Below are 19,014 nucleotides of genomic sequence, written 5' to 3' on the forward strand. Positions count from 1 at the left end.
GCCTTCACCCGCAGGGGGAGAAGGCAGGGGAGATTCCCCCAATCTTTAACGCCTCTTAACGCGGCGTTTACCATCCACGCGGCACTTTCTGCCTAGCGGGGCCAGTTCGACCCGCCAGTGGATGGGCGGGACGCGTGGGCGGCTTCACGGCGGCGTTGCAGAAGTTTGGGATCGGTCGTCTGGCCGCGGTGCTCGGCGTCGCCGCCGGCGTGGCCGCCGTGCTGGTCGCCGTCATGCTGCGAGTGGGTCAGGCCCCCGACGCTCTGCTCTATTCCAACCTTGATCTGCGTGAAGCCTCCGAGATCAGCGCCGCCCTGGATCAGGCGGGCATCAAGTATTCCTCCAAGGGCGACGGCTCGACCATCTTCGTCAGCCGCGACGAAGTCGGCACGGCGCGCCTGATGCTGGCGGGCAAGGGGCTCGTGACCTCGGGCAGCGTCGGCTACGAGATCTTCGACAACCAGTCGGTGCTGGGCCAGACCGAGTTCCAGCAGAACCTGAACGAGCAGCGCGCCCTGCAGGGCGAACTGTCGCGCACCATCATGTCGATGCGCGGCATCACCTCGGCCCGCGTCCACATCACCATGCCGCGCCGCGAAATGTTCCAGGCCGCCGCCACAGACCCCACCGCCGCCGTGGTCGTGGGCGTGGGCGGTCGCGACCTCAGCGCCGATCAGGTCCGCGCGATCCGCAACGTCGTCGCCTCCTCGGTGCCGAACCTGAAGCCGGACAAGGTCACGGTCACCGACCAGTCCAACCGCACCCTGGCCGCCGGCTCGGAAGACACCGGCTTCACCTCGGCCAACGCTGAGGCCGCCAAGGCGACGACCGAAGCCCAGCTTCAGACTCGCATCCAGGACATCGTCGAGGGCGTTGTCGGCGCGGGCGCGGCGCGGGTTCAGGTCACCGCCGACATCGACCACAGCCGCTCGACCACCCAGGAGCAGAGGTTCGACCCCGACGGCCAGGTCGTCCGCTCGACCTCGACCAACGGTTCGCAGTCTCAGGACACGACGGGCCAGGCCGACGGCGGCGTGACCGCCACCAACAACATCCCCGGCGGTCAGGCGCCGAACACGACCCCGGTCGGCTCGACCAACTCGGAAAACACCGAGACGACCAACTACGAGATCTCCAACACGACCACCACGACGGTGAAGGAGCCGGGCGAGGTCAAGAAGCTGTCGGTCTCGGTCGCCGTCGACGGCAAGTACACTCCGGCTGCTGACGGCAAGGGCGAGCCCACCTACGCTCCGCGCACCGCCGAGGAAGTCCAGCAGATCAAGACCCTGGTGGCCGCCGCCGTCGGTATCGATGAGACGCGTGGCGACAAGATCGAGGTGATCAACGTCCGCTTCAACCGTGAGCCCTCGGCCGCGCCGGGCGCGGATGAAGGCTCGTCGATGTTCAACTTCGACAAGAACGACATCATGCGCGGGGTCGAGCTGCTGGTGCTCCTGATCACCGGCCTGCTGCTGATCTTCTTCGTCGTGCGGCCCTTGTTGAAGACGGCTTCGGGCGGTGGGGGCGTGCCCGCTCTGGCCGGCGCCAACGGCACGCCGGTCACGCCGCTGGACACGCAACTGGTCGGCGGCGTCCTGCCCGGCGCGCCGCAGATGCTGGCTGGCCCCAGCGAGATGGACCAGCGCCTCGACATCGCGCGCATCGAGGGACAGGTGAAGGCGTCGTCGATCAAGAAGGTCGCCGACTTCGTCGACACCCATCCGGAGGAATCCACCGCGATCCTCCGCTCCTGGGTGCATGAAAGCTAATGACCCGTCTGGTGAGCAAGAAGGGGCCGGTCGACGACATCCGCAAGCTGACGGGGCCTGAGCGCGCGGCCGTCGTCCTGCTGTCGCTGGGCGAAGAGCACACCATCCTGTGGCAGCAGCTCGACGAGGAGGAGATCAAGGAGGTCTCCCAGGCCATGGCCGGTCTCGGCACCGTGGCGGCCTCGGTGGTCGAGGAAGTTTTGGTCGAGTTTGTTTCGGGCATCGGCGGCGCGGGCGCCCTGATGGGCAGCTACGAGCAGACCCAGCGCCTGCTGGCCTCCTTCATGCCGGGCGATCGCGTCGACGCCCTGATGGAGGAAATCCGCGGCCCTGCCGGCCGGACCATGTGGGACAAGCTCGGCAATGTGAACGAGGCCGTCCTCGCCAACTATCTGAAGAACGAATATCCGCAGACGGTGGCCGTGGTCCTGTCCAAGGTGAAGCCGGACCACGCCTCGCGCGTGCTGACGGCCCTGCCTGAGGATTTCGCCCTGGAGTGCGTCCAGCGCATGCTGCGCATGGAGCCGGTGCAGCGCGACATCCTCGACAAGATCGAGCAGACCCTGCGCACCGAGTTCATGTCCAACCTGGCGCGCACGTCCAAACGCGACAGCCATGAACTGATGGCCGACATCTTCAACAGCTTCGACCGCCAGACAGAGGCCCGGTTCATCGGCGCCCTGGAGGAACGCAGCCGCGATTCCGCCGAGCGAATCCGCTCGCTGATGTTCGTCTTCGAGGATCTGTTCAAGCTGGACCCCGGCGGCGTGCAGACCCTGCTGCGCGCGGTCGAGAAGGACCAGCTGGGTCTGGCTCTGAAAGGCGCCTCGGACTCCCTGCGCGAAATGTTCTTCTCCAACATGTCCGAGCGCGCCTCGAAGATCATGCGCGAGGACATGGAGTCGATGGGGCCGGTGCGCCTCAAGGACGTCGACGCCGCCCAGATGACCATGGTCCAGGTGGCCAAGGATCTGGCCGCGCGCGGCGACATCATGCTGGCCGGCCAGAGCGGCGACGACGAGTTGATCTACTGACATGACCGGCATCCCCTCCACCGCGCGTCCCTTCATCTTCGACACCGAGTTCGACGCTCAGGGCGACGTGGTGCGCCCCTCGGCCTGGCAGCCGGTCAAGCGGTCCTTCGCCCCCGCCGAGGTCGACGCCCTGGTCGCCCAGGCGCGCCTCGAGGCCCGCCAGCAGGCCCTGGCCGAGGTCGAGGCCCTGCGCGCCGACGCCCTGTCGACCCTGGCCCAGACGGTGGCCCACGCCGCCGGCGCCCTGAGCACGGTCGCCGAGGCCCACCGCCACCAGTCCGCCGAGCTGTCGGTCGCCGCCGCCCGAGTCCTGGCCTCCGCCGCCTTCGACCGTTTCCCGCGCCGCCCGCTGGAGGCCGCCATCGAGCAGTTGGGGCAGGAGATCGACGCCTCGCCTCGTCTGCTGGTTCGCGCCTCGGGTCTGGACACCGAGACGCGCGCCCATGTCGAGGCCCTGTGCGCCGACGCCGGCTTCACCGGCCTGATCGCCTTCCGCGAGGATGCGGGCGCCCCTGTCGCCGCCTTCGCCCTGGAATGGGCCGACGGTCGCGCCGAGTTCGATCCCGAGGGCGTCGCCGCCCGCGTTTCCGCCGCCCTTGAAGCCGCCCTCGCGGCTGAGGCCGGCCATGCTGAATCTCTCGACAGGAGCGCCTTCTGATGGCCACCGATGATCTCGCCCTGGAAGAATTCGGCGACTCCACCGCTCTGAACTTGGCGGACGAAGGCGGCGACAAGTCCGCCGCCGATCTGGCCACCGTCTTCGACGTCCCGGTCAACATCTCGGCCGTTCTGGGCAAGGCCCACATGTCGGTCGCCCAACTGCTGAAGCTGAACCGCGGCTCGGTGCTGGAGCTGGACCGCAAGGTCGGCGAGGCCATCGACATTTTCGTCAACAACCGTCTGGTCGCCCGCGGGGAGGTCGTCGTCGTCGAGGATCGCCTGGGCGTGACCATGACGGAAATCATCAAGACCGAGGACTCGGGCGCCTAAGCAATGCCGCGCAGGCATTGCGCAGCAAAGTGACGGCACGCCCGGTTTTCGCAGTAGAGATCTAGAGGAGAAGACCCATGCGGCTTCTGGTGGTTGGCAGGCTCAGCGGACAGCTGGCGACGGCGGTGAAGATGGCCATGGCGCACGGCGCCAAGGTCCAGCACGTCGAGCGCGCCGATCAGGCGACTGAGCAGCTGCGGCGCGGGCAGGGGGCCGACCTGATGATGGTCGACTACCGCATCGACATCGCCGCCCTGATCGCCGCCAACGACGCCGAGCGCATTCACGTCCCCGTCGTGGCCTGTGGCGTTGACGCCGACGCCCGCGAAGCCGCCGACGCCATCCGCGCCGGCGCCAAGGAGTTCATCCCTCTGCCGCCCGAGGCGGACCTGATCGCCGCCGTCCTGTCCGCCGTGGCCGACGACGAGCGTCCGATGATCTCGGCCGACCCGGCGATGAAGGCCGTCATCGGCCTGGCCGACCAGGTGGCGCGTTCCGACGCCTCCATCCTGATCACCGGTGAGAGCGGCGTCGGCAAGGAGGTGATGGCCCGCCACCTGCACACGGGTTCGAAGCGCGCCGACAAGCCCTTCATCAGCGTCAACTGCGCCGCCATTCCCGACAACCTGCTGGAATCCGAGCTGTTCGGCCACGAGAAGGGCGCCTTCACCGGCGCCGTGGCCCGCCGGATCGGCAAGTTCGAGGAAGCAGACGGCGGCACCCTGCTGCTGGACGAAATCAGCGAGATGGACGCCCGCCTGCAGGCCAAGCTGCTGCGCGCCATCCAGGAACGGGTCATCGACCGCGTCGGCGGCTCCAAGCCCGTGCCGGTCAACATCCGCATCATCGCCACCTCGAACCGCGACCTGGCCAAGGCCGTGGCCGAGGGCACGTTCCGCGAAGACCTGCTGTATCGTCTGAACGTGGTGAACCTGCGCCTGCCGTCCCTGCGCGAGCGTCCGGGCGACATCGCCGTCCTGTGCGACCACTTCATCCGCAAGTACGCCGCCGCCAACGGCGTGCCGCCGCGCCCCATTTCGTCGGACGCCCGCCGCGCCCTGGTCGGCCATCGCTGGCCCGGCAACGTGCGCGAGCTGGAAAACGCCATGCACCGCGCCGTCCTGCTGGCGACCGGCGCCGAGATCGACGTCGACGCCATCCGCCTGCCGGACGGCCGCCCCCTGCTGGAAGGCGGCTCGACCGCCCCGTCGCCGACCGCCTCGGTCTATGACGCCGGCGTCGCCGGTCATGCGGCCCAGATGGCGGACGCCATGACCCGCAGCTTCGTCGGTCAGACCGTGGCCGAGATGGAGAAGACCCTGATCCTCGACACCCTGAACCACTGCCTCGGCAACCGCACCCATGCGGCCACCATCCTGGGCATCTCCATCCGCACCCTGCGCAACAAGCTGAATGAATACGCCGACGAGGGCACGGCGATCCCGGCCCCGCAATCGGGCGTCGCCGCCGCCTACGGCGCGGCGGGCTAGGCCCATGCGCGCCGACCGCCGGACCGTTCTGCTGGGCGCAGCGGCTCTGACGCTGGCGGCTTGCTCGCGCGACGTGAAGTCGGCCGAGGCGGATCTGCACGCCGATATCGAGGACGCGGGAGCCCTGGATCTGGACCTGTCGGATCTGGAAGCCCGCCACGGCGGACGTCTGGGTCTGGCCATCGCCTCGGGCGCGATCAACGCCGCCTGGCGCGGCGACGAACGTTTCGTCTATTGCTCGACCTTCAAGATGTATCTGGCCGCCGCCACCTTGTTGCGGGTCCAGGCGGGGCAGGAGCGGCTGGACCGCGCCATCCCGATCACCCCCGCCGACATGATCAGCCACGCCCCGACCACGGAAAAGGCCGTGGGCTCGACCCTGACCGTCGAGCAGTTGATGCAGGCCACGGTCGAACTGAGCGACAACCCCGCCGCCAACATCCTGATCCGCGAGATGGGCGGGCTGGACGCTATGCGCGCCTTCTATCGGGGCATTGGCGACGACAGCACCCGCGTCGATCGTCTCGAGCCCGAAATGAACCGTCTCGACGGCGACAAGGACACCATCACCCCGATCCAGTCGGTGCAGAACATCAGCCGCCTGCTGGTCTCGCCCGAGACCCCGCTGAATGCGGCCTCCAAGGCCCTGCTGATGCGCTGGATGACCAATACGCCTACGGGTCAGGGCCGCATCAAGGCCGGCGTCCCCGCTGGCTGGACCGTGGCGCACAAGACCGGCACCGGCGGTTATGGCCCGACCAATGATATCGGCCTGATCCAGCCCCCCGAGGGCGCGCCCATCGTCATCGCCGTCTATTTCCACGCCACGCGGGATTCGACGGACGAGCAACGCGAAGCCGTCATCGCCGACGCCACCCGTCTGGCGCTGAAAGCCCTCGGCCATGGCTGAGACCGCGCGAATCCTGTCATCAGGCGGGATGCACTTCGTTCGCCGCCATGGTTGATGCGCCGATCCTGATGAAGGACGGCTACGCGCGCCCCACCGGGCGCGACGCGCTCGGCTGGCTGCTGCGCGGCGACGTGGGGCTGGCGGTCGGCGTGATCGCGGTCATCATGCTGCTGATCCTGCCGATCCCGAAGATGCTTCTGGATCTGCTGCTGGCCATCTCCCTGGTGTCCAGCGTGCTGATCCTGATGACCGCCGTGATGATGAAGCGGCCGCTGGACTTCGCCATCTTCCCGACGGTGCTGCTGGTCTCAACCCTGTTTCGTCTGGGCCTCAACCTGGCCTCGACGCGCCTGATCCTGACCCACGGCCAGGAAGGCCACGACAGCGCCGGTCAGGTCATCAACGCCTTCGGCGAACTGATGATGGGCGGCAACTTCATCATCGGGGTGATCATCTTCGCCATCATCCTGGTGGTGAACTTCGTCGTCATCACCAAGGGCTCGACCCGTATCGCCGAGGTCTCGGCCCGCTTCACCCTGGACTCCATGCCGGGCAAGCAGATGGCCATCGACGCCGACCTGTCGTCGGGCCTGATCACCGAGGACCAGGCCAAGCTGCGCCGCAAGGAGCTGGAGCAGGAATCCACCTTCTTCGGGGCCATGGACGGCGCCTCGAAGTTTGTGCGCGGCGACGCCGTGGCCGGCCTGATCATCACCTTCATCAACGCCATCGGCGGCCTGCTGATCGGCGTGATGCAGCACGGCATGCCGGTAGGCGAGGCGGCCAACACCTATGTTCAACTGACCGTCGGCGACGGTCTGGTGACCCAGATCCCCGCCATTATCGTCTCGGTCGCCGCCGGCTTCCTGGTGTCGAAGGCGGGCGTCGAGGGTTCTGCGGACAAGGCCCTGGTCAGCCAGTTGGCCAGCAACCCGGTCAGCCTGGGCGTCGTCTCCGGCGCGGCGGGCCTGATCGGGCTGATCCCCGGGATGCCGTTGATCCCCTTCGCAGCCCTGGCCCTGGGCTCGGGCTTCATGGCGTGGAAGCTGGGGCGTGACCGTCTGAAGCCGGCCGTGATCGAGCCTGTGGACCTGGGCAAGCCCAAGGAGGACGTCGAGGAGCCGATCTCCACCGCCCTGACCATCGACGAGGTGAAGATCGAGCTGGGCTACGCCCTGCTGTCGCTGATCAACGATCTGGAGGGCCGGCGCCTGACCGATCAGATCCGCGCCCTGCGCCGTTCGCTGGCTCAGGAGTACGGCTTCGTTATGCCCAGCGTGCGCATCCTCGACAATATGCGCCTGCCCAATCAGGGCTACGCCATCCGCATCAAGGAGATGGAGGCCGGGGCCGGCGAGGTGCGTCTGTCCTCGCTGATGGCCATGGATCCGGCGGGCCGTCAGGTCGAGCTGCCGGGCGAGCACACGCGTGAACCCGCCTTCGGTCTGCCCGCCACCTGGATCGACGAGAACCTGCGCGAAGAGGCCACCTTCCGCGGCTACACCCTGGTCGATCCCTCGACGGTGCTGACCACGCACCTGACCGAGATCCTCAAGGAGAACATGGCCGAGCTTCTGTCCTACGCCGAGGTGCAGAAACTGCTGAACGAACTGACCGGCGAAGAGAAGAAGCTGGTCGAGGAGTTGATCCCGACCGTCGTCACCGTCACCACCCTGCAGCGCGTGCTGCAGAGCCTGCTTCGCGAAAAGGTCTCGATCCGCGACCTGCCGGCCATCCTCGAAGGTCTGGCCGAGGCCGCGCCGCACACCACCAGCGTCACCACCCTGGTCGAGCACGTCCGCACCCGTCTGGCGCGCCAGCTGTGCTGGTCCAATCGCGGCGACGACGGCGCCCTGCCCATCGTCACCCTGTCGCCGGACTGGGAGCAGGCCTTCGCCGAGAGCCTGATCGGCCCGGGCGAGGACAAGCAGTTGGCCATGGCCCCCAGTCGCTTGCAGGACTTCATCCGCAACGTCCGCGACGTCTTCGAGCGCGCCGCCATGGCGGGTGAGAACCCGGTCCTGCTGACGGGACCCCAGGTCCGCCCCTATGTCCGCTCCATCATCGAGCGCTTCCGCGGCCAGACGGTGGTGATGAGCCAGAACGAGGTCCACCCCAAGGCTCGTCTGCGGACCGTCGGCACGGTCTGACCGGCGGCGAGGTTAACGACTGGACTCAAGGGGTTCGGGCGATAAGCTGGCGGACATGAAACGCATCCGGCCGGCCCTGCGCACCTTTGGCGCCTTCCTGCGCACGCCGACCCTCAGTCGTTCGATCATCGCCTTGCTGGCGCTGGCCATCCTGCTGCTGCTGGCGGTGAACGCCGCCACCTTCGTCATGATCCAGCGCACGACCGCCTATAACGACACGGTCGATCACAGCCAGCAGGTTCGTCTGGCGGCCAAGGACGTGCTGAGCCTGCTGATCGACGCCGAGACGGGTCAGCGAGGCTTCATGCTGACCGCGCGAACCGAATATCTGAACGTCCACGATCGGGCTGTCGCCGCCTTGCCCGATGTCCTGGCGCGGCTGGACGGTCTGATCGGAGACGACCCGGAACTTACGCCCCGGGTGGCGCGGGTGCAGACCTACTATCAGGAGCGTATGGCGCTGATGGATCGGACCATCGACCTGACGCGCACCGGGCGGATCGGCGAGGCGGTCTCCCTGATCCGCGGGGGGCGGGGCAAGGCGCTGATGGACGCCATGCGCGTCGAGCTGACGGCCATCGACGCTGTTCAGGCGCAGCGGCTGGTGGAGCGCACGCGTCAGTCGGAATGGGCGTCGGCGGTGACCGTGTCCGTCAACGCCCTCGCCGGCTTGTTGATCCTGATCCTGGCGGGGATCAGTGTCTGGCTGGTGCGCCGCTACGTCGAGGAAATCCAGACGGCGCATTTCGAACTCGATCGCGTCAACGCCGGTCTGGAAAACAAGGTGCGCGACCGCACCGCCGAACTGACCCGCGCCAACGAGGAGATCCAGCGCTTCGCCTATATCGTCAGCCATGACCTGCGGTCGCCTCTGGTCAATGTCATGGGCTACACCTCGGAACTCGAGCAGGTCGGTAAGGCGGTAGACGAAGAGCTGACCAGGCTGGATCAGTCTCATCCCGGCGCCATCGACCCGGAATCCATTCGCGCCGTGCGCGAGGACGTGCCGGAAGCCGTGAACTTCATCCGCGCGTCGACGACCAAGATGGACGGTCTGATCAAGGCGATCCTGCGTCTGTCGCGCGAGGGGCGCAGGGGCCTCGTGCCCGAGGTCCTGCCCATGACCGAACTGGTGCACGCCATCGCCGACAGCGTCAGCCACCAGGTCGTCGAAGTCGGCGGCTCCATCACGGTGCAGACCCTGCCGGAACTGGAAAGCGACCGCCTGTCGATCGAACAGATCTTCGGCAACCTGATCGACAACGCCGTCAAGTATCAGCAGCCGGGCCGCCCGATCCAGATCGTGGTCGAGGGCGAGGAGACGCCGGGCGGATGGATATCCTATCGCATCATCGACAACGGCCGCGGCGTGTCGGCGCGCGATCACGAGCGCATCTTCGAGCTGTTCCGACGCGCCGGGCGGCAGGACCAGCCCGGCGAGGGCCTCGGTCTGGCCTTCGTGCGCAACAGCGTGCGTCGCCTCGGCGGCTCCATCGAAGTCGAGTCAGAACTTGGACAAGGCTCGACTTTCCATCTGAAATTCCCCACACGACTGATCACGCTGGGCGACCAAGGAGACCGTTTGTGAGCCACTCGGTGAAGATCGTCATGGTCGAGGACGACCACGGCCACGCCAAGCTGATCGAGAAGAACATCCGGCGCGCCAATATCGGCAACGACATCGCCCACTTCGATCACGGCGACGCCGCGCTGGACTATCTGTTCAGCGAGGAGGTTCGCGCCAATGGTCCGCTGCTGATCCTGCTCGACCTGAACTTGCCCGATATGTCGGGCACGGACATCCTGGAAAAGGTCAAGTCGGACGAGCGGCTGCGGCGTGCGCCGGTCGTGGTCCTGACCACCACCGACGACCGGGCCGAGATCCAGCGCTGCTACGACCTCGGCTGCAATGTCTACATCACCAAGCCGGTCGACTACGAAGCCTTCGCGGGGGCGATCCGCCAGCTGGGCCTGTTCCTGTCCGTGATGCAGGCGCCGGAGATCTGAGCGGCGTGACCGAAGCGGCTGCTCCCATTCGCCTGCTCTATATCGACGACGACCGCGGACTGTCCCGGCTCGTCCAGAAGGAGCTGGGCCGTCACGGCTACACGGTGACCTGCGCGCCGGACGCCGACGCCGGCTATGAGGCCCTTCAGGCGGGGCAGTTCGACATCTGCGCCCTGGATCACTACATGCCGGGGCGCGAGGGGCTGGACGTCCTGCCGGACATCCTGGCCCTGCCGACGCCGCCGCCGGTGGTCTATGTCACCGGGGCTCAGGACGGGCGCATCGCCGTGGCCGCCCTGCGCGCCGGCGCGGCCGACTACGTCATCAAGGACGTGTCCGAGGACTTCACCGCCCTGCTGCGATCGGCGGTCGAGGACGCCCTTCTGCGCCGCCGCCTGGAGCGTGAGAACGAGGCGGTCCAGGAAGAGGTCCGCCTGGCCCGCGACCGCGCCGAGGCCATGCTGCGCGAGGTCAATCACCGGGTCGGCAACTCCCTGCAACTGGTGTCCAGCTTCATCTCCCTGCAGCTGCGCCAGCTGGCGGACGAGGGGGCCCGTTCGGCCCTGCGCGAGGCCCAGGTTCGCATCGAGGCCGTGGCCCACGTCCACCGTCGTCTCTACACATCGTCCGATCTCGGGACCGTGGCGATGGATGAGTATCTGGCGGGGCTGGTCGAGGAGCTGGGCAAGTCCGTCGGGCCCGGCGACGGCTCGCCGCGGCTGGCGCTGCGGGCCGAGCCGATGCGCGTCACCACCGATCAGGCCGTGTCCCTCGGCGTCATCGTCACCGAACTGGTCACCAACGCCGTCAAATACGCCTACGCGCCGGGCGAGGGCGGTGAAATCCGTGTGGTGCTGGAGGGCGCCGTCGAAGGGCGGGCTATCCTGACGGTCGAGGACGACGGTCCCGGTCTGGGCGACGGTACGCCAAAGGGCACTGGCCTGGGCTCGAAGATCGTATCGGCCATGGCCGGGGGGCTGCGTTCGGCGGTTGAGTTCGACGCCGATCATCCGGGCGTGCGAGCGCGACTGGTCTTTGATCTTTAGGGTCTTTCGCACCCTCGGACAGACGCGTTAGTCTGCCGCGATGAAGCTTCAGTTTGGAACGGCCCGTCCGGGCCTCGATTACATTCATCGCCCCGCCGCCTTTGGTCTGGCTGAGCGTGAAGGGCGACTGGCCTGCGTCCGCGTGGACCGGGGCGAGGGCAGCTACTTCGATCTGCCTGGCGGCGCCGTCGATGGCGAGGAAAGCGAGCAGCAGGCCCTGGTCCGCGAGTTTGCAGAAGAGACGGGGCTGATTATCCAACCCGAGGATCGTCTGGTCGAAGCCGCCCAGTATTTCCGTAAGACGGACGGTTCTCCGGTCAACAACGCTGGCGGGTTCTGGACCGCGCGCATCACCGGCTTCGACGCCTCGGCGCAATGCGAAGCCGACCATGAGCTGGTCTGGCTGGACCCGTTGGAGGCCGTGTCGCGCCTGCGCCACGAAGCGCACGCCTGGGCGGTGGCCAGATGGCTGAGGTCGAAAATCTAGGGAACCTGGACGGCGGCGAACGGTTGTTTCTGTCGAGCGCCGTCAGGTGGGCGGCGTCCCAACATGGAGTTTCCTATGCCGGATCAAGACCGTATCGAGGGCGCCGCCAAGAACATGGGCGGCAAGATCAAGGAAGCCGCCGGCAAGGTGACCGGCGACGAAAAACTGAAGGCCGAAGGCCGCGCCGATCAGGTCGAAGGCAAGGTCCAGAACGCCGTGGGCGGCCTCAAGGACACCCTGCGCGACGGCAAACACTAAACGCCCGTTTGCACCGATCAGGCCGTCGCCCGAAAAGGGCGACGGCTTTTTCATGCGCGGATCAGTCGCCGCCCAGGCGGATACGCAGGCCCTCCGGCTCACGCTGTTCGCCCGCCGCCGGGCGACAGTCGCTGTTGAAGGCGAGTGCGCCGCTGGGCGTGCGCTGGGGACGGCTGTCGCAGACCTTTTCCTGCGGCGCGGGCGTGCCGAGCGCGGCGACCGGCCGGGGCCCGCACTGCATGGCATAGCCGTTCGCCGCCGTGCCGGGCGTGCAGTTTTCCAGCGCCGCAGAGGGGCGCAGACCATCAGGCAGGCGATCGCCCATGGCGGCGGCCAACGTCACCCTGACCCGCGCCTGGCAATGCTCCAGCGGTTCATCCTTGCGAATGAAGGGGCTGCACTGGGACCGCTCCCAACCATAGGGGTCGGCCAGGGCGTGGGCGGTCAGGACGGGGGCGGGGGTCGCCTCGGCGATCTCTTCGACGGGGGCGGGGGGATCGTCGGACCAGATCACGACCGGCGTGGCCTGTTGCAGCGCCAGAGCGAAAAGCAGAGCCGTCGTCATCGCGTCCCTCCTTGATGTGAAGCCTTCCCGGCTCAGACCTCTACCGTGTCAGCGCCCGCATGGCCTTGTCCAGCCCGTCCAGCGTCAGGGGATACATTCGTTGGTCCATGACCTCCCGGATCAGGCCGACCGACTGGGTATAGCTCCAGTAGCGCTCGGTGACGGGGTTCAGCCAGACCGACTTGTCCCATTGCTGGCGGGCGCGTTTCAGCCAGACGGCGCCGGCCTCCTCGTTCCAGTGCTCGACCGAACCGCCCGGCATGGTGATCTCATAGGGGCTCATGGTGGCGTCGCCGACGAAGATGGCGCGCCAGTCGCCGGGATATTTGTTCAGCACGTCCCAGGTCGGGATCTTCTCGCTGTGCCGCCGCCGATTGTCCTTCCACACCCCTTCATAGAGGCAGTTGTGGAAGTAGAAGAACTCCAGGTTCTTGAACTCGGTCTTGGCCGCCGAGAACAGCTCCTCGCACAGCTTGATATGGCCATCCATCGAGCCGCCGATGTCGAGGAACAGCAGGACCTTGATCGTATTGCGCCGCTCGGGCCGCATCTGGATATCCAGCCAGCCCTGACGCGCCGTGCCGTCGATGGTGCCGTCCATGTCCAGCTCGTCGGCCGCGCCTTCACGCGCGAACCGGCGTAGACGGCGCAGGGCGACCTTGATGTTGCGGGTGCCCAGTTCGACCGTGTCGTCCAGGTTCCTGTATTCGCGCTTCTCCCAGACCTTGACCGCGCGGCCCTGCTTGCCGGGCCCGCCGATGCGCACGCCTTCAGGATTATAGCCGCCGTGGCCGAAGGGGCTGGTCCCGCCCGTGCCGATCCAGCGGTTGCCGCCTTCGTGGCGGCCCTTCTGCTCCTCCAGGCGCTGCTTCAGCGTCTCCATCAGCTTGTCGAAGCCGCCCAGCGCCTCGATCTGGGCCTTTTCCTCGTCGGTCAGGAACTTCTCGGTCAGCAGCCGCAGCCAGTCCTCGGGAATGTCGGTGGTCAGGTCCTCGCCCGCGCCGACCGTCTCCAACCCCTTGAACACCTTGCCGAAGACCTGATCGAACCGATCATAGTGCTTCTCGTCCTTGACCAGCACCGCCCGCGACAGGTGGTAGAAGGCCTCGACGTCCCGCCCCGCCACGTCCTTGTCCATGGCCTCCATCAGATGGAGCCATTCCTTCAGCGAAACCGGAACACGGGCTTCGCGCAGGGCGGTGAAGAAGGGCAGGAGCATAGGCTCAGACTGGGCCGCGATCAGCCGCGCCGCAAGATGAACTCGTGGTCGTTCCAGGCGCCGACCGGGTAATCGTACTCGCCCGCCTTCTCGAAGCCGTAGGCGGCGTAGAGCTTCCGGGCCTTTTCGTTGCCGCTCCACACGCCGATCCACAGGGGGCCGTCGGTATTGGCCTCCATCCATTCCAGCGCCAGCTTCAGCAGCTTCGTTCCCAGGCCCAGACCCTGCGCGTCGCGGCTGATGTAGAGGCGGCGCAGCTCGACGTCGCCCGAATGGGCGTCGGGATGGGGCAGGGTGTTCGGCCCGGTGTTGGCGAAACCCAGAATCTCGCCGTCGCGGTCGGCCACCCACCAGGCGGCGCCGGGTTCGGCCAGTTTGGTCTGGAGGGTCTCGACGCTGAAGCTCTTGTCGAGGAAGGCGGCCAGGTCGTCGGCGGGGTAGGGGATGCCGAAACCCTCGACAAAGGTGTCCACAAAGGTCTGTCGACCCAGCGCGGCCAGGGCGGCGGCGTCGTCGGGTCGGGCGGGGCGGATCACGGGCTCGGTCATGTCCCGGCCATAGCGCCGAGCGACCCGGCGGTCGAGAGCGGGCAGGGCGCTCGCGAGGCTGTCATCGCTTGGTGGTTGCAGGGGCGCGCGCCGGGGGCTACGACCATAGTCCAAGGGGTCGACAAAACGCTGGCCTCGTCAACCGCAATCGGGGGGATTGAGGGACGCCAAAGCCTTGATTTCACAGGCCGCTCCCCGTGCTATGACGTCTCCCGCTCTCATGACCCACACCGAATCCGTTGCATCCACGCCTTCTGAGGCGCCCCGCGCCGTTCAGGCGGAGCCGGTGTTCGGCGCGATCATTCTGGCGCGCCATGGCGAGCCCGCCCTGTCGCGTAAATGCCTGATCAGTTCGGACGAATATCGCGACTGGTGGGGACGCTACGAAGTCGGCGGCTTGCGCGCCGGCCAGACGCCGCCGCAGACCCTGTTGAGCGCCGCCGAGGGCGCGGGCGCCATCTACGCCTCGTCGCGTCGGCGCGCCCAGGAAACGGCTCGCGCCGTGGCCCGCGACCGCGAGGTCCTGGTCGACGCCCTGTTTATCGAGGCCCCTCTGCCGCCGCCGCATTTCCCGTCGTGGATCAAGCTGTCGCCACGCTACTGGGGCGTGATTTCGCGCTTCTGGTGGCATGTCTTCAACCACCACGAAGGCCAGGAAACCCGCGCCGAGGCCGAGGTTCGGGCCGATCAGGCCGCTCGCATCCTGATCGCCCGAGCGTCGGAGGGGCACGACGTCCTGGTGCTGGCCCACGGCTACTTCAACCACATGGTCGGCCAGAAGCTGAAGCTGCACGGCTGGCGTCTGGCCCACAACCAGGGCTTCAAATACTGGTCACAACGTCGCTACGAGAAGCGCTGACGCCTTTCGTCGTTGATGCGCCGCGCGGGCGTCTCTAGGTTGCCCGCATCATGACCGACGCCTCCGCCTCCCCCGCCGTTTCCGCCGATCTCAGCTTCGAGGACGCCCTGTCCCGTCTGGAGGGCATCGTCTCGCGACTGGAGTCGGGTCAGGCCCCCCTGGAAGAATCCATCGCCCTGTATGAAGAGGGGGCGCGTCTCAAGGCGCATTGCGAGGCTCGGCTCAAGGCCGCCCAACTGCGCGTCGAGAAGATCGTCGTCGGCGCCGACGGTCAGGCCAAGGGCGTCGAACCGGCCGAGTTCGGCTGACGGCCAGACTGTGACCCTGCTCGCCGCCAACTCTCCGGAACAGGCCGTCATCGACCGGGTGGCCGAAATCGCCGATCTGGTCACTGTCGCCCTCGACGAACTGCTGCCCCGCGCCGACGGCCCCGAGGCCCGGCTGACCGAGGCCATGCGCTATGCGGCGCTCGGACCGGGCAAGCGCCTGCGTCCCTTCTTCGCCATCGAGGCCGGCCGGATGCTGGAGGTCGATGAGCGCGCCGTCCTGCGCGCGGCCTGCGCCCTGGAATGCGTCCACGCCTATTCCCTGGTGCATGACGATCTGCCGGCCATGGACGACGACGACGTGCGGCGCGGCCGTCCGACTCTGCACATCGCCTATGATGAGGCGACCGCGATTCTGGCCGGCGACGCGCTTCAGACCGCCGCCTTCGACATCATCCTGGACGAAGACACCCACGACGACGCTGGCGTGCGCTGCGAGCTGGCGCGGCGGCTGTCCTTCGCCTCCGGGGCGCGCGGCATGGCTGGCGGCCAGATGATCGACCTCCTGGGCGTGCGCGACGACCTTGGCGGCGTCGCCCGGATGCAGCGCCTGAAGACCGGCGCCCTGTTCGCCTACGCCTTCGAGATCCCGTTGATCATCTCGCGCGGGGGCGAGGACGCCTGGCACGCCCTGACCAGCTTCGCCCATGATGTTGGCCTGGCCTATCAGATCATCGACGATGTTCTGGACGCGGAAGGTTCGGCCGAGGAGATGGGCAAGGCCGCGGGCGGCAAGGACGCCGCGCTGGGCAAGACCAACTTCGTCACCCTGTTGGGCGTCGATGCGGCGCGACAGAGGGTCGCGCACCTGGCCGATCAGGCCCGCTCGCACCTTGACCTGTTCGGCCATGAGGCCGAAATCCTCAAGGCCAGCGTGGACTTTGTGCTCAAACGCCGGTCCTGATAGGAAACGCGCCCGCCGCCCGCGGGTTACTGAATGACGTCCTGCGTCAAAGGCCCCCGATCCCTATGCCCGACACCCCCGTTCTCGACACCGTCACCGTTCCCGCCGACATGCGCGGGTTCGACATCGCGCGGCTGAAGCAGTTGGCCGACGACGTGCGGACCGAGACCATCGACGCCGTCTCCGTCACCGGCGGCCACCTGGGCTCGGCGCTGGGCGTGGTCGAGCTGACGGTCGCCCTGCACCATGTGTTCGAGACGCCGAAGGACATCCTGATCTGGGACGTCGGCCATCAGTGCTATCCGCACAAGATCCTGACCGGGCGCCGCGACCGCATCCGCACCCTGCGCCAGGGCGGCGGCCTGTCGGGCTTCACCAAGCGGGCCGAGAGCGAATACGACCCCTTCGGCGCGGCCCACGCCTCGACCTCGATTTCGGCGGCGCTGGGCTTCGCCGCCGCCCGCGACGCCAAGGGCGAGAAGAACCGCGTCGTGGCCGTCATCGGCGACGGCTCCATGTCGGCGGGCATGGCCTATGAGGCGATGAACAACGCCGCCGAGGCCACCAACGGCCAGTTGATGGTCATCCTGAACGACAACGACATGTCGATCGCCCCGCCCGTCGGCGGCATGAGCGCCTATCTGGCCAAACAGGTCTCGGGCGGCGCCTATCAGAACATCCGCAAGGTCGGAAAGAAGTTCGTCGACCACATGCCGCGCCCCTTCCGCGACGCGGCGCGCAAGGCCGAGGAATACGCCCGCGGCATGATCGTCGGCGGCACCTTCTTCGAGGAGCTGGGCTTCTACTACATCGGGCCGATCGACGGTCACGACATGGAGAATCTGGTCCCGATCCTGAAGAATGCGGCCGCTATCACCGACCGTCCGGTGCTGGTCCACGTCGTCACGCAGAAGGGCAAGGGCTACGCCCCGGCCGAGAACAGCGCCGACAAGTATCACGGCGTGGTCAAGTTCGACGTGGTCTCGGGCAAGCAGGCCAAGTCGGTCTCCAACGCCCCCAGCTACACCAAGGTCTTCGGCACAGAGCTGATCAAGCACGCGCAGATCGATCCCAGCATCGTGGCCATCACCGCCGCCATGCCGACCGGCACCGGGCTGGACCTGTTCGGTCAGGCCTTCCCGGACCGCACCTTCGACGTCGGCATCGCCGAGCAGCACGCCGTTACCTTCGCCGCCGGTCTGGCGGCTGACGGGATGAAGCCGGTCTGCGCCATCTATTCGACCTTCCTGCAGCGCGGCTATGACCAGGTCGTCCACGACGTGGCCATCCAGTCCCTGCCGGTGCGCTTCGCCATGGACCGGGCAGGTCTGGTCGGCGCCGACGGCGCGACCCATGCGGGCAGCTTCGACATCGGTTTCATGGGGGCTCTGCCCGGCATGGTGCTGATGGCCGCCGCTGACGAGGCCGAACTGGCCGCCATGATCTCGACCTCCCTGGCCATCGACGACCGCCCTTCGGCGTTCAGATATCCGCGCGGCGACGGCGTCGGCGTGGAGATTCCCGAACTGGCCGCCCCGCTGGAAATCGGCAAGGGGCGCATCGTCCGCGAAGGCACGTCGGTCGCCATCCTGTCGCTGGGCACCCGCCTGCAGGAATCGCTGAAAGCCGCCGACCTGCTGGCCGCACGCGGCGTCTCGGCCACCGTCGCGGACGCCCGCTTCGCCAAACCGCTGGACGCCGACATGATCCTGCGCCTGGCGCGCGAGCACGAATGCCTGGTCACGGTGGAAGAGGGGGCGATGGGCGGCTTCGGCGCCTTCGTCCTGCAACTGCTGGCCGAGAAGGGCGCGCTGGATTCGGGTCTGAAAATCCGCACGCTGACCCTGCCCGACGTCTTCCAGGACCAGGACAAGCCCGAGATCATGTACGCCCAGGCCGGCCTCGACGCCGATCACATCGCGGCGACCGCCCTGACCGCCCTCGGCGTAGACGCCAGCCGGGCGGTGCGGGCGTAACCTTGATGGCCTTCTCCCCTTGCGGGAGAAGGTGGCAGCCGGAGGCTGACGGATGAGGGGTCTCGCGACGCCTGCCGACCACCGGCTCTCATCCAGCCGCCAGCACCCCCTCATCCGAGCCCTTCGGGCCCACCTTTTCCCGCAAGGGGAGAAGGGAACAGTGCGCGCATCACCCGTCGCCAATCCCTGAAAATCAGCGGCATTGACCGGCGCCGGCCCCAATCCACGCGCCGCACCCTCGACATCCCCCATGCTAATCCCGTCCCGTCGCAAGGGAGGGCTCGCTCGGCCGGCGAACCGAAGCGGCGACGGGGGCGGAGAGAACGGGGGTCTTGTCGAACTGCTCGTCTTCCATCGCGCGCGCCGGACAAGGGCAGGAGCCCAGCGGAAGGCGGCGACGGAGCGCGGACGGTTCTCCATGCGACGTCTCAGGACAGCGCATGACGTGGTCTCAAGCAGCGCGAACGCGCGTT

The 19,014-nt window shown here is 67.5% G+C and carries 19 protein-coding genes; 16 read left to right on the top strand and 3 right to left on the bottom strand.

The window, feature by feature from the left end; all coding sequences use genetic code 11:
* Window positions 1-134 precede the first annotated feature (134 nt).
* The 12 genes from fliF (at window position 135) to B4A39_RS02675 (ending at window position 12,144) form a co-directional block, all read left to right on the top strand.
* A complete protein-coding gene (fliF, locus tag B4A39_RS02620; protein ID WP_292032959.1) occupies window positions 135-1,772 on the top strand; it encodes a flagellar basal-body MS-ring/collar protein FliF in 1,638 nt (545 codons plus the stop codon).
* A complete protein-coding gene (gene fliG / locus B4A39_RS02625) occupies window positions 1,772-2,806 on the top strand; it encodes a flagellar motor switch protein FliG (RefSeq protein ID WP_292032961.1) in 1,035 nt (344 codons plus the stop codon). Before fliF ends, fliG begins: the two co-directional genes overlap by 1 nt.
* Window position 2,807: 1 nt before the next feature.
* Window positions 2,808-3,464, top strand: a complete 657-nt coding sequence (locus tag B4A39_RS02630; protein ID WP_292032964.1) for a flagellar assembly protein FlbE — start codon at window positions 2,808-2,810, stop codon at window positions 3,462-3,464.
* On the top strand, window positions 3,464-3,796 hold the full coding sequence (gene fliN, locus B4A39_RS02635) for a flagellar motor switch protein FliN (protein WP_114816195.1): 333 nt from the start codon (window positions 3,464-3,466) through the stop codon (window positions 3,794-3,796). Before B4A39_RS02630 ends, fliN begins: the two co-directional genes overlap by 1 nt.
* Window positions 3,797-3,873: 77 nt before the next feature.
* Window positions 3,874-5,286, top strand: coding sequence for a sigma-54 interaction domain-containing protein (locus B4A39_RS02640; protein WP_292032969.1), 1,413 nt, complete (start codon window positions 3,874-3,876; stop codon window positions 5,284-5,286).
* A 4-nt stretch (window positions 5,287-5,290) separates the two neighbouring features.
* Window positions 5,291-6,196: a class A beta-lactamase gene (gene bla / locus B4A39_RS02645; RefSeq protein WP_292032971.1), complete on the top strand. Its 906-nt coding sequence runs from the start codon at window positions 5,291-5,293 to the stop codon at window positions 6,194-6,196.
* A 68-nt stretch (window positions 6,197-6,264) separates the two neighbouring features.
* A complete protein-coding gene (gene flhA / locus B4A39_RS02650; protein ID WP_292033312.1) occupies window positions 6,265-8,346 on the top strand; it encodes a flagellar biosynthesis protein FlhA in 2,082 nt (693 codons plus the stop codon).
* 55 nt (window positions 8,347-8,401) lie between these two features.
* On the top strand, window positions 8,402-9,934 hold the full coding sequence (locus B4A39_RS02655; RefSeq protein ID WP_292032973.1) for a sensor histidine kinase: 1,533 nt from the start codon (window positions 8,402-8,404) through the stop codon (window positions 9,932-9,934).
* Entirely contained in the window at window positions 9,931-10,353 is a 423-nt protein-coding gene (locus B4A39_RS02660; protein WP_292032975.1) for a response regulator, read from the top strand. Before B4A39_RS02655 ends, B4A39_RS02660 begins: the two co-directional genes overlap by 4 nt.
* Window positions 10,354-10,358: 5 nt before the next feature.
* A complete protein-coding gene (locus B4A39_RS02665) occupies window positions 10,359-11,399 on the top strand; it encodes a sensor histidine kinase (protein ID WP_292032977.1) in 1,041 nt (346 codons plus the stop codon).
* Between the two features lie 40 nt (window positions 11,400-11,439).
* Entirely contained in the window at window positions 11,440-11,886 is a 447-nt protein-coding gene (locus B4A39_RS02670; RefSeq protein WP_292032978.1) for an NUDIX domain-containing protein, read from the top strand.
* Between the two features lie 75 nt (window positions 11,887-11,961).
* On the top strand, window positions 11,962-12,144 hold the full coding sequence (locus B4A39_RS02675) for a CsbD family protein (protein WP_292032979.1): 183 nt from the start codon (window positions 11,962-11,964) through the stop codon (window positions 12,142-12,144).
* A 61-nt stretch (window positions 12,145-12,205) separates the two neighbouring features.
* Here the strand turns inward: B4A39_RS02675 and B4A39_RS02680 are convergent, their stop codons facing one another.
* Genes B4A39_RS02680 through B4A39_RS02690 form a run of 3 tightly spaced genes read right to left on the bottom strand, consistent with a single transcriptional unit; the run spans window position 12,206 to window position 14,476 of the window.
* Window positions 12,206-12,709: a hypothetical protein gene (locus B4A39_RS02680; protein WP_292032981.1), complete on the bottom strand. Its 504-nt coding sequence runs from the start codon at window positions 12,707-12,709 to the stop codon at window positions 12,206-12,208.
* A gap of 40 nt (window positions 12,710-12,749) precedes the next feature.
* Window positions 12,750-13,928, bottom strand: a complete 1,179-nt coding sequence (locus tag B4A39_RS02685; protein WP_292032983.1) for a vWA domain-containing protein — start codon at window positions 13,926-13,928, stop codon at window positions 12,750-12,752.
* A gap of 20 nt (window positions 13,929-13,948) precedes the next feature.
* Window positions 13,949-14,476 carry a GNAT family N-acetyltransferase gene (locus tag B4A39_RS02690; protein ID WP_292032985.1) on the bottom strand — a complete coding sequence of 176 codons (528 nt, stop codon included), beginning with the start codon at window positions 14,474-14,476 and terminating at the stop codon, window positions 13,949-13,951.
* A 220-nt stretch (window positions 14,477-14,696) separates the two neighbouring features.
* Between B4A39_RS02690 and B4A39_RS02695 the strand changes: the two genes are divergently transcribed.
* The 4 genes from B4A39_RS02695 to dxs all read left to right on the top strand — a co-directional run bounded on the left by B4A39_RS02695 (window position 14,697) and on the right by dxs (window position 18,541).
* Window positions 14,697-15,335, top strand: a complete 639-nt coding sequence (locus tag B4A39_RS02695) for a histidine phosphatase family protein (protein WP_292032986.1) — start codon at window positions 14,697-14,699, stop codon at window positions 15,333-15,335.
* Window positions 15,336-15,385: 50 nt separating this feature from the next.
* Window positions 15,386-15,643 carry an exodeoxyribonuclease VII small subunit gene (locus B4A39_RS02700; protein ID WP_105563889.1) on the top strand — a complete coding sequence of 86 codons (258 nt, stop codon included), beginning with the start codon at window positions 15,386-15,388 and terminating at the stop codon, window positions 15,641-15,643.
* 49 nt (window positions 15,644-15,692) lie between these two features.
* Window positions 15,693-16,565: a polyprenyl synthetase family protein gene (locus B4A39_RS02705; protein WP_292033315.1), complete on the top strand. Its 873-nt coding sequence runs from the start codon at window positions 15,693-15,695 to the stop codon at window positions 16,563-16,565.
* A gap of 65 nt (window positions 16,566-16,630) precedes the next feature.
* Entirely contained in the window at window positions 16,631-18,541 is a 1,911-nt protein-coding gene (gene dxs / locus B4A39_RS02710; protein WP_292032992.1) for a 1-deoxy-D-xylulose-5-phosphate synthase, read from the top strand.
* Window positions 18,542-19,014: the final 473 nt, after the last annotated feature.

The organism is Brevundimonas sp. UBA4553, assembly GCF_002387245.1.
Classification (GTDB): Bacteria; Pseudomonadota; Alphaproteobacteria; order Caulobacterales; family Caulobacteraceae; genus Brevundimonas.

What these genes read in the sequence shown, in the direction of transcription:
- flhA (WP_292033312.1), top strand. Translation starts at nt 6,265, where the DNA reads ATGAAGGACGGCTACGCGCGCCCCACCGGGCGCGACGCGCTCGGCTGG.
- B4A39_RS02630 (WP_292032964.1), top strand. Translation starts at nt 2,808, where the DNA reads ATGACCGGCATCCCCTCCACCGCGCGTCCCTTCATCTTCGACACCGAG.
- B4A39_RS02695 (WP_292032986.1), top strand. Translation starts at nt 14,697, where the DNA reads ATGACCCACACCGAATCCGTTGCATCCACGCCTTCTGAGGCGCCCCGC.
- B4A39_RS02640 (WP_292032969.1), top strand. Translation starts at nt 3,874, where the DNA reads ATGCGGCTTCTGGTGGTTGGCAGGCTCAGCGGACAGCTGGCGACGGCG.
- B4A39_RS02690 (WP_292032985.1), bottom strand. Translation starts at nt 14,476, where the DNA reads ATGACCGAGCCCGTGATCCGCCCCGCCCGACCCGACGACGCCGCCGCC.
- B4A39_RS02655 (WP_292032973.1), top strand. Translation starts at nt 8,402, where the DNA reads ATGAAACGCATCCGGCCGGCCCTGCGCACCTTTGGCGCCTTCCTGCGC.
- dxs (WP_292032992.1), top strand. Translation starts at nt 16,631, where the DNA reads ATGCCCGACACCCCCGTTCTCGACACCGTCACCGTTCCCGCCGACATG.
- fliG (WP_292032961.1), top strand. Translation starts at nt 1,772, where the DNA reads ATGACCCGTCTGGTGAGCAAGAAGGGGCCGGTCGACGACATCCGCAAG.
- B4A39_RS02700 (WP_105563889.1), top strand. Translation starts at nt 15,386, where the DNA reads ATGACCGACGCCTCCGCCTCCCCCGCCGTTTCCGCCGATCTCAGCTTC.
- bla (WP_292032971.1), top strand. Translation starts at nt 5,291, where the DNA reads ATGCGCGCCGACCGCCGGACCGTTCTGCTGGGCGCAGCGGCTCTGACG.
- B4A39_RS02675 (WP_292032979.1), top strand. Translation starts at nt 11,962, where the DNA reads ATGCCGGATCAAGACCGTATCGAGGGCGCCGCCAAGAACATGGGCGGC.
- B4A39_RS02680 (WP_292032981.1), bottom strand. Translation starts at nt 12,709, where the DNA reads ATGACGACGGCTCTGCTTTTCGCTCTGGCGCTGCAACAGGCCACGCCG.
- B4A39_RS02685 (WP_292032983.1), bottom strand. Translation starts at nt 13,928, where the DNA reads ATGCTCCTGCCCTTCTTCACCGCCCTGCGCGAAGCCCGTGTTCCGGTT.
- fliN (WP_114816195.1), top strand. Translation starts at nt 3,464, where the DNA reads ATGGCCACCGATGATCTCGCCCTGGAAGAATTCGGCGACTCCACCGCT.
- B4A39_RS02670 (WP_292032978.1), top strand. Translation starts at nt 11,440, where the DNA reads ATGAAGCTTCAGTTTGGAACGGCCCGTCCGGGCCTCGATTACATTCAT.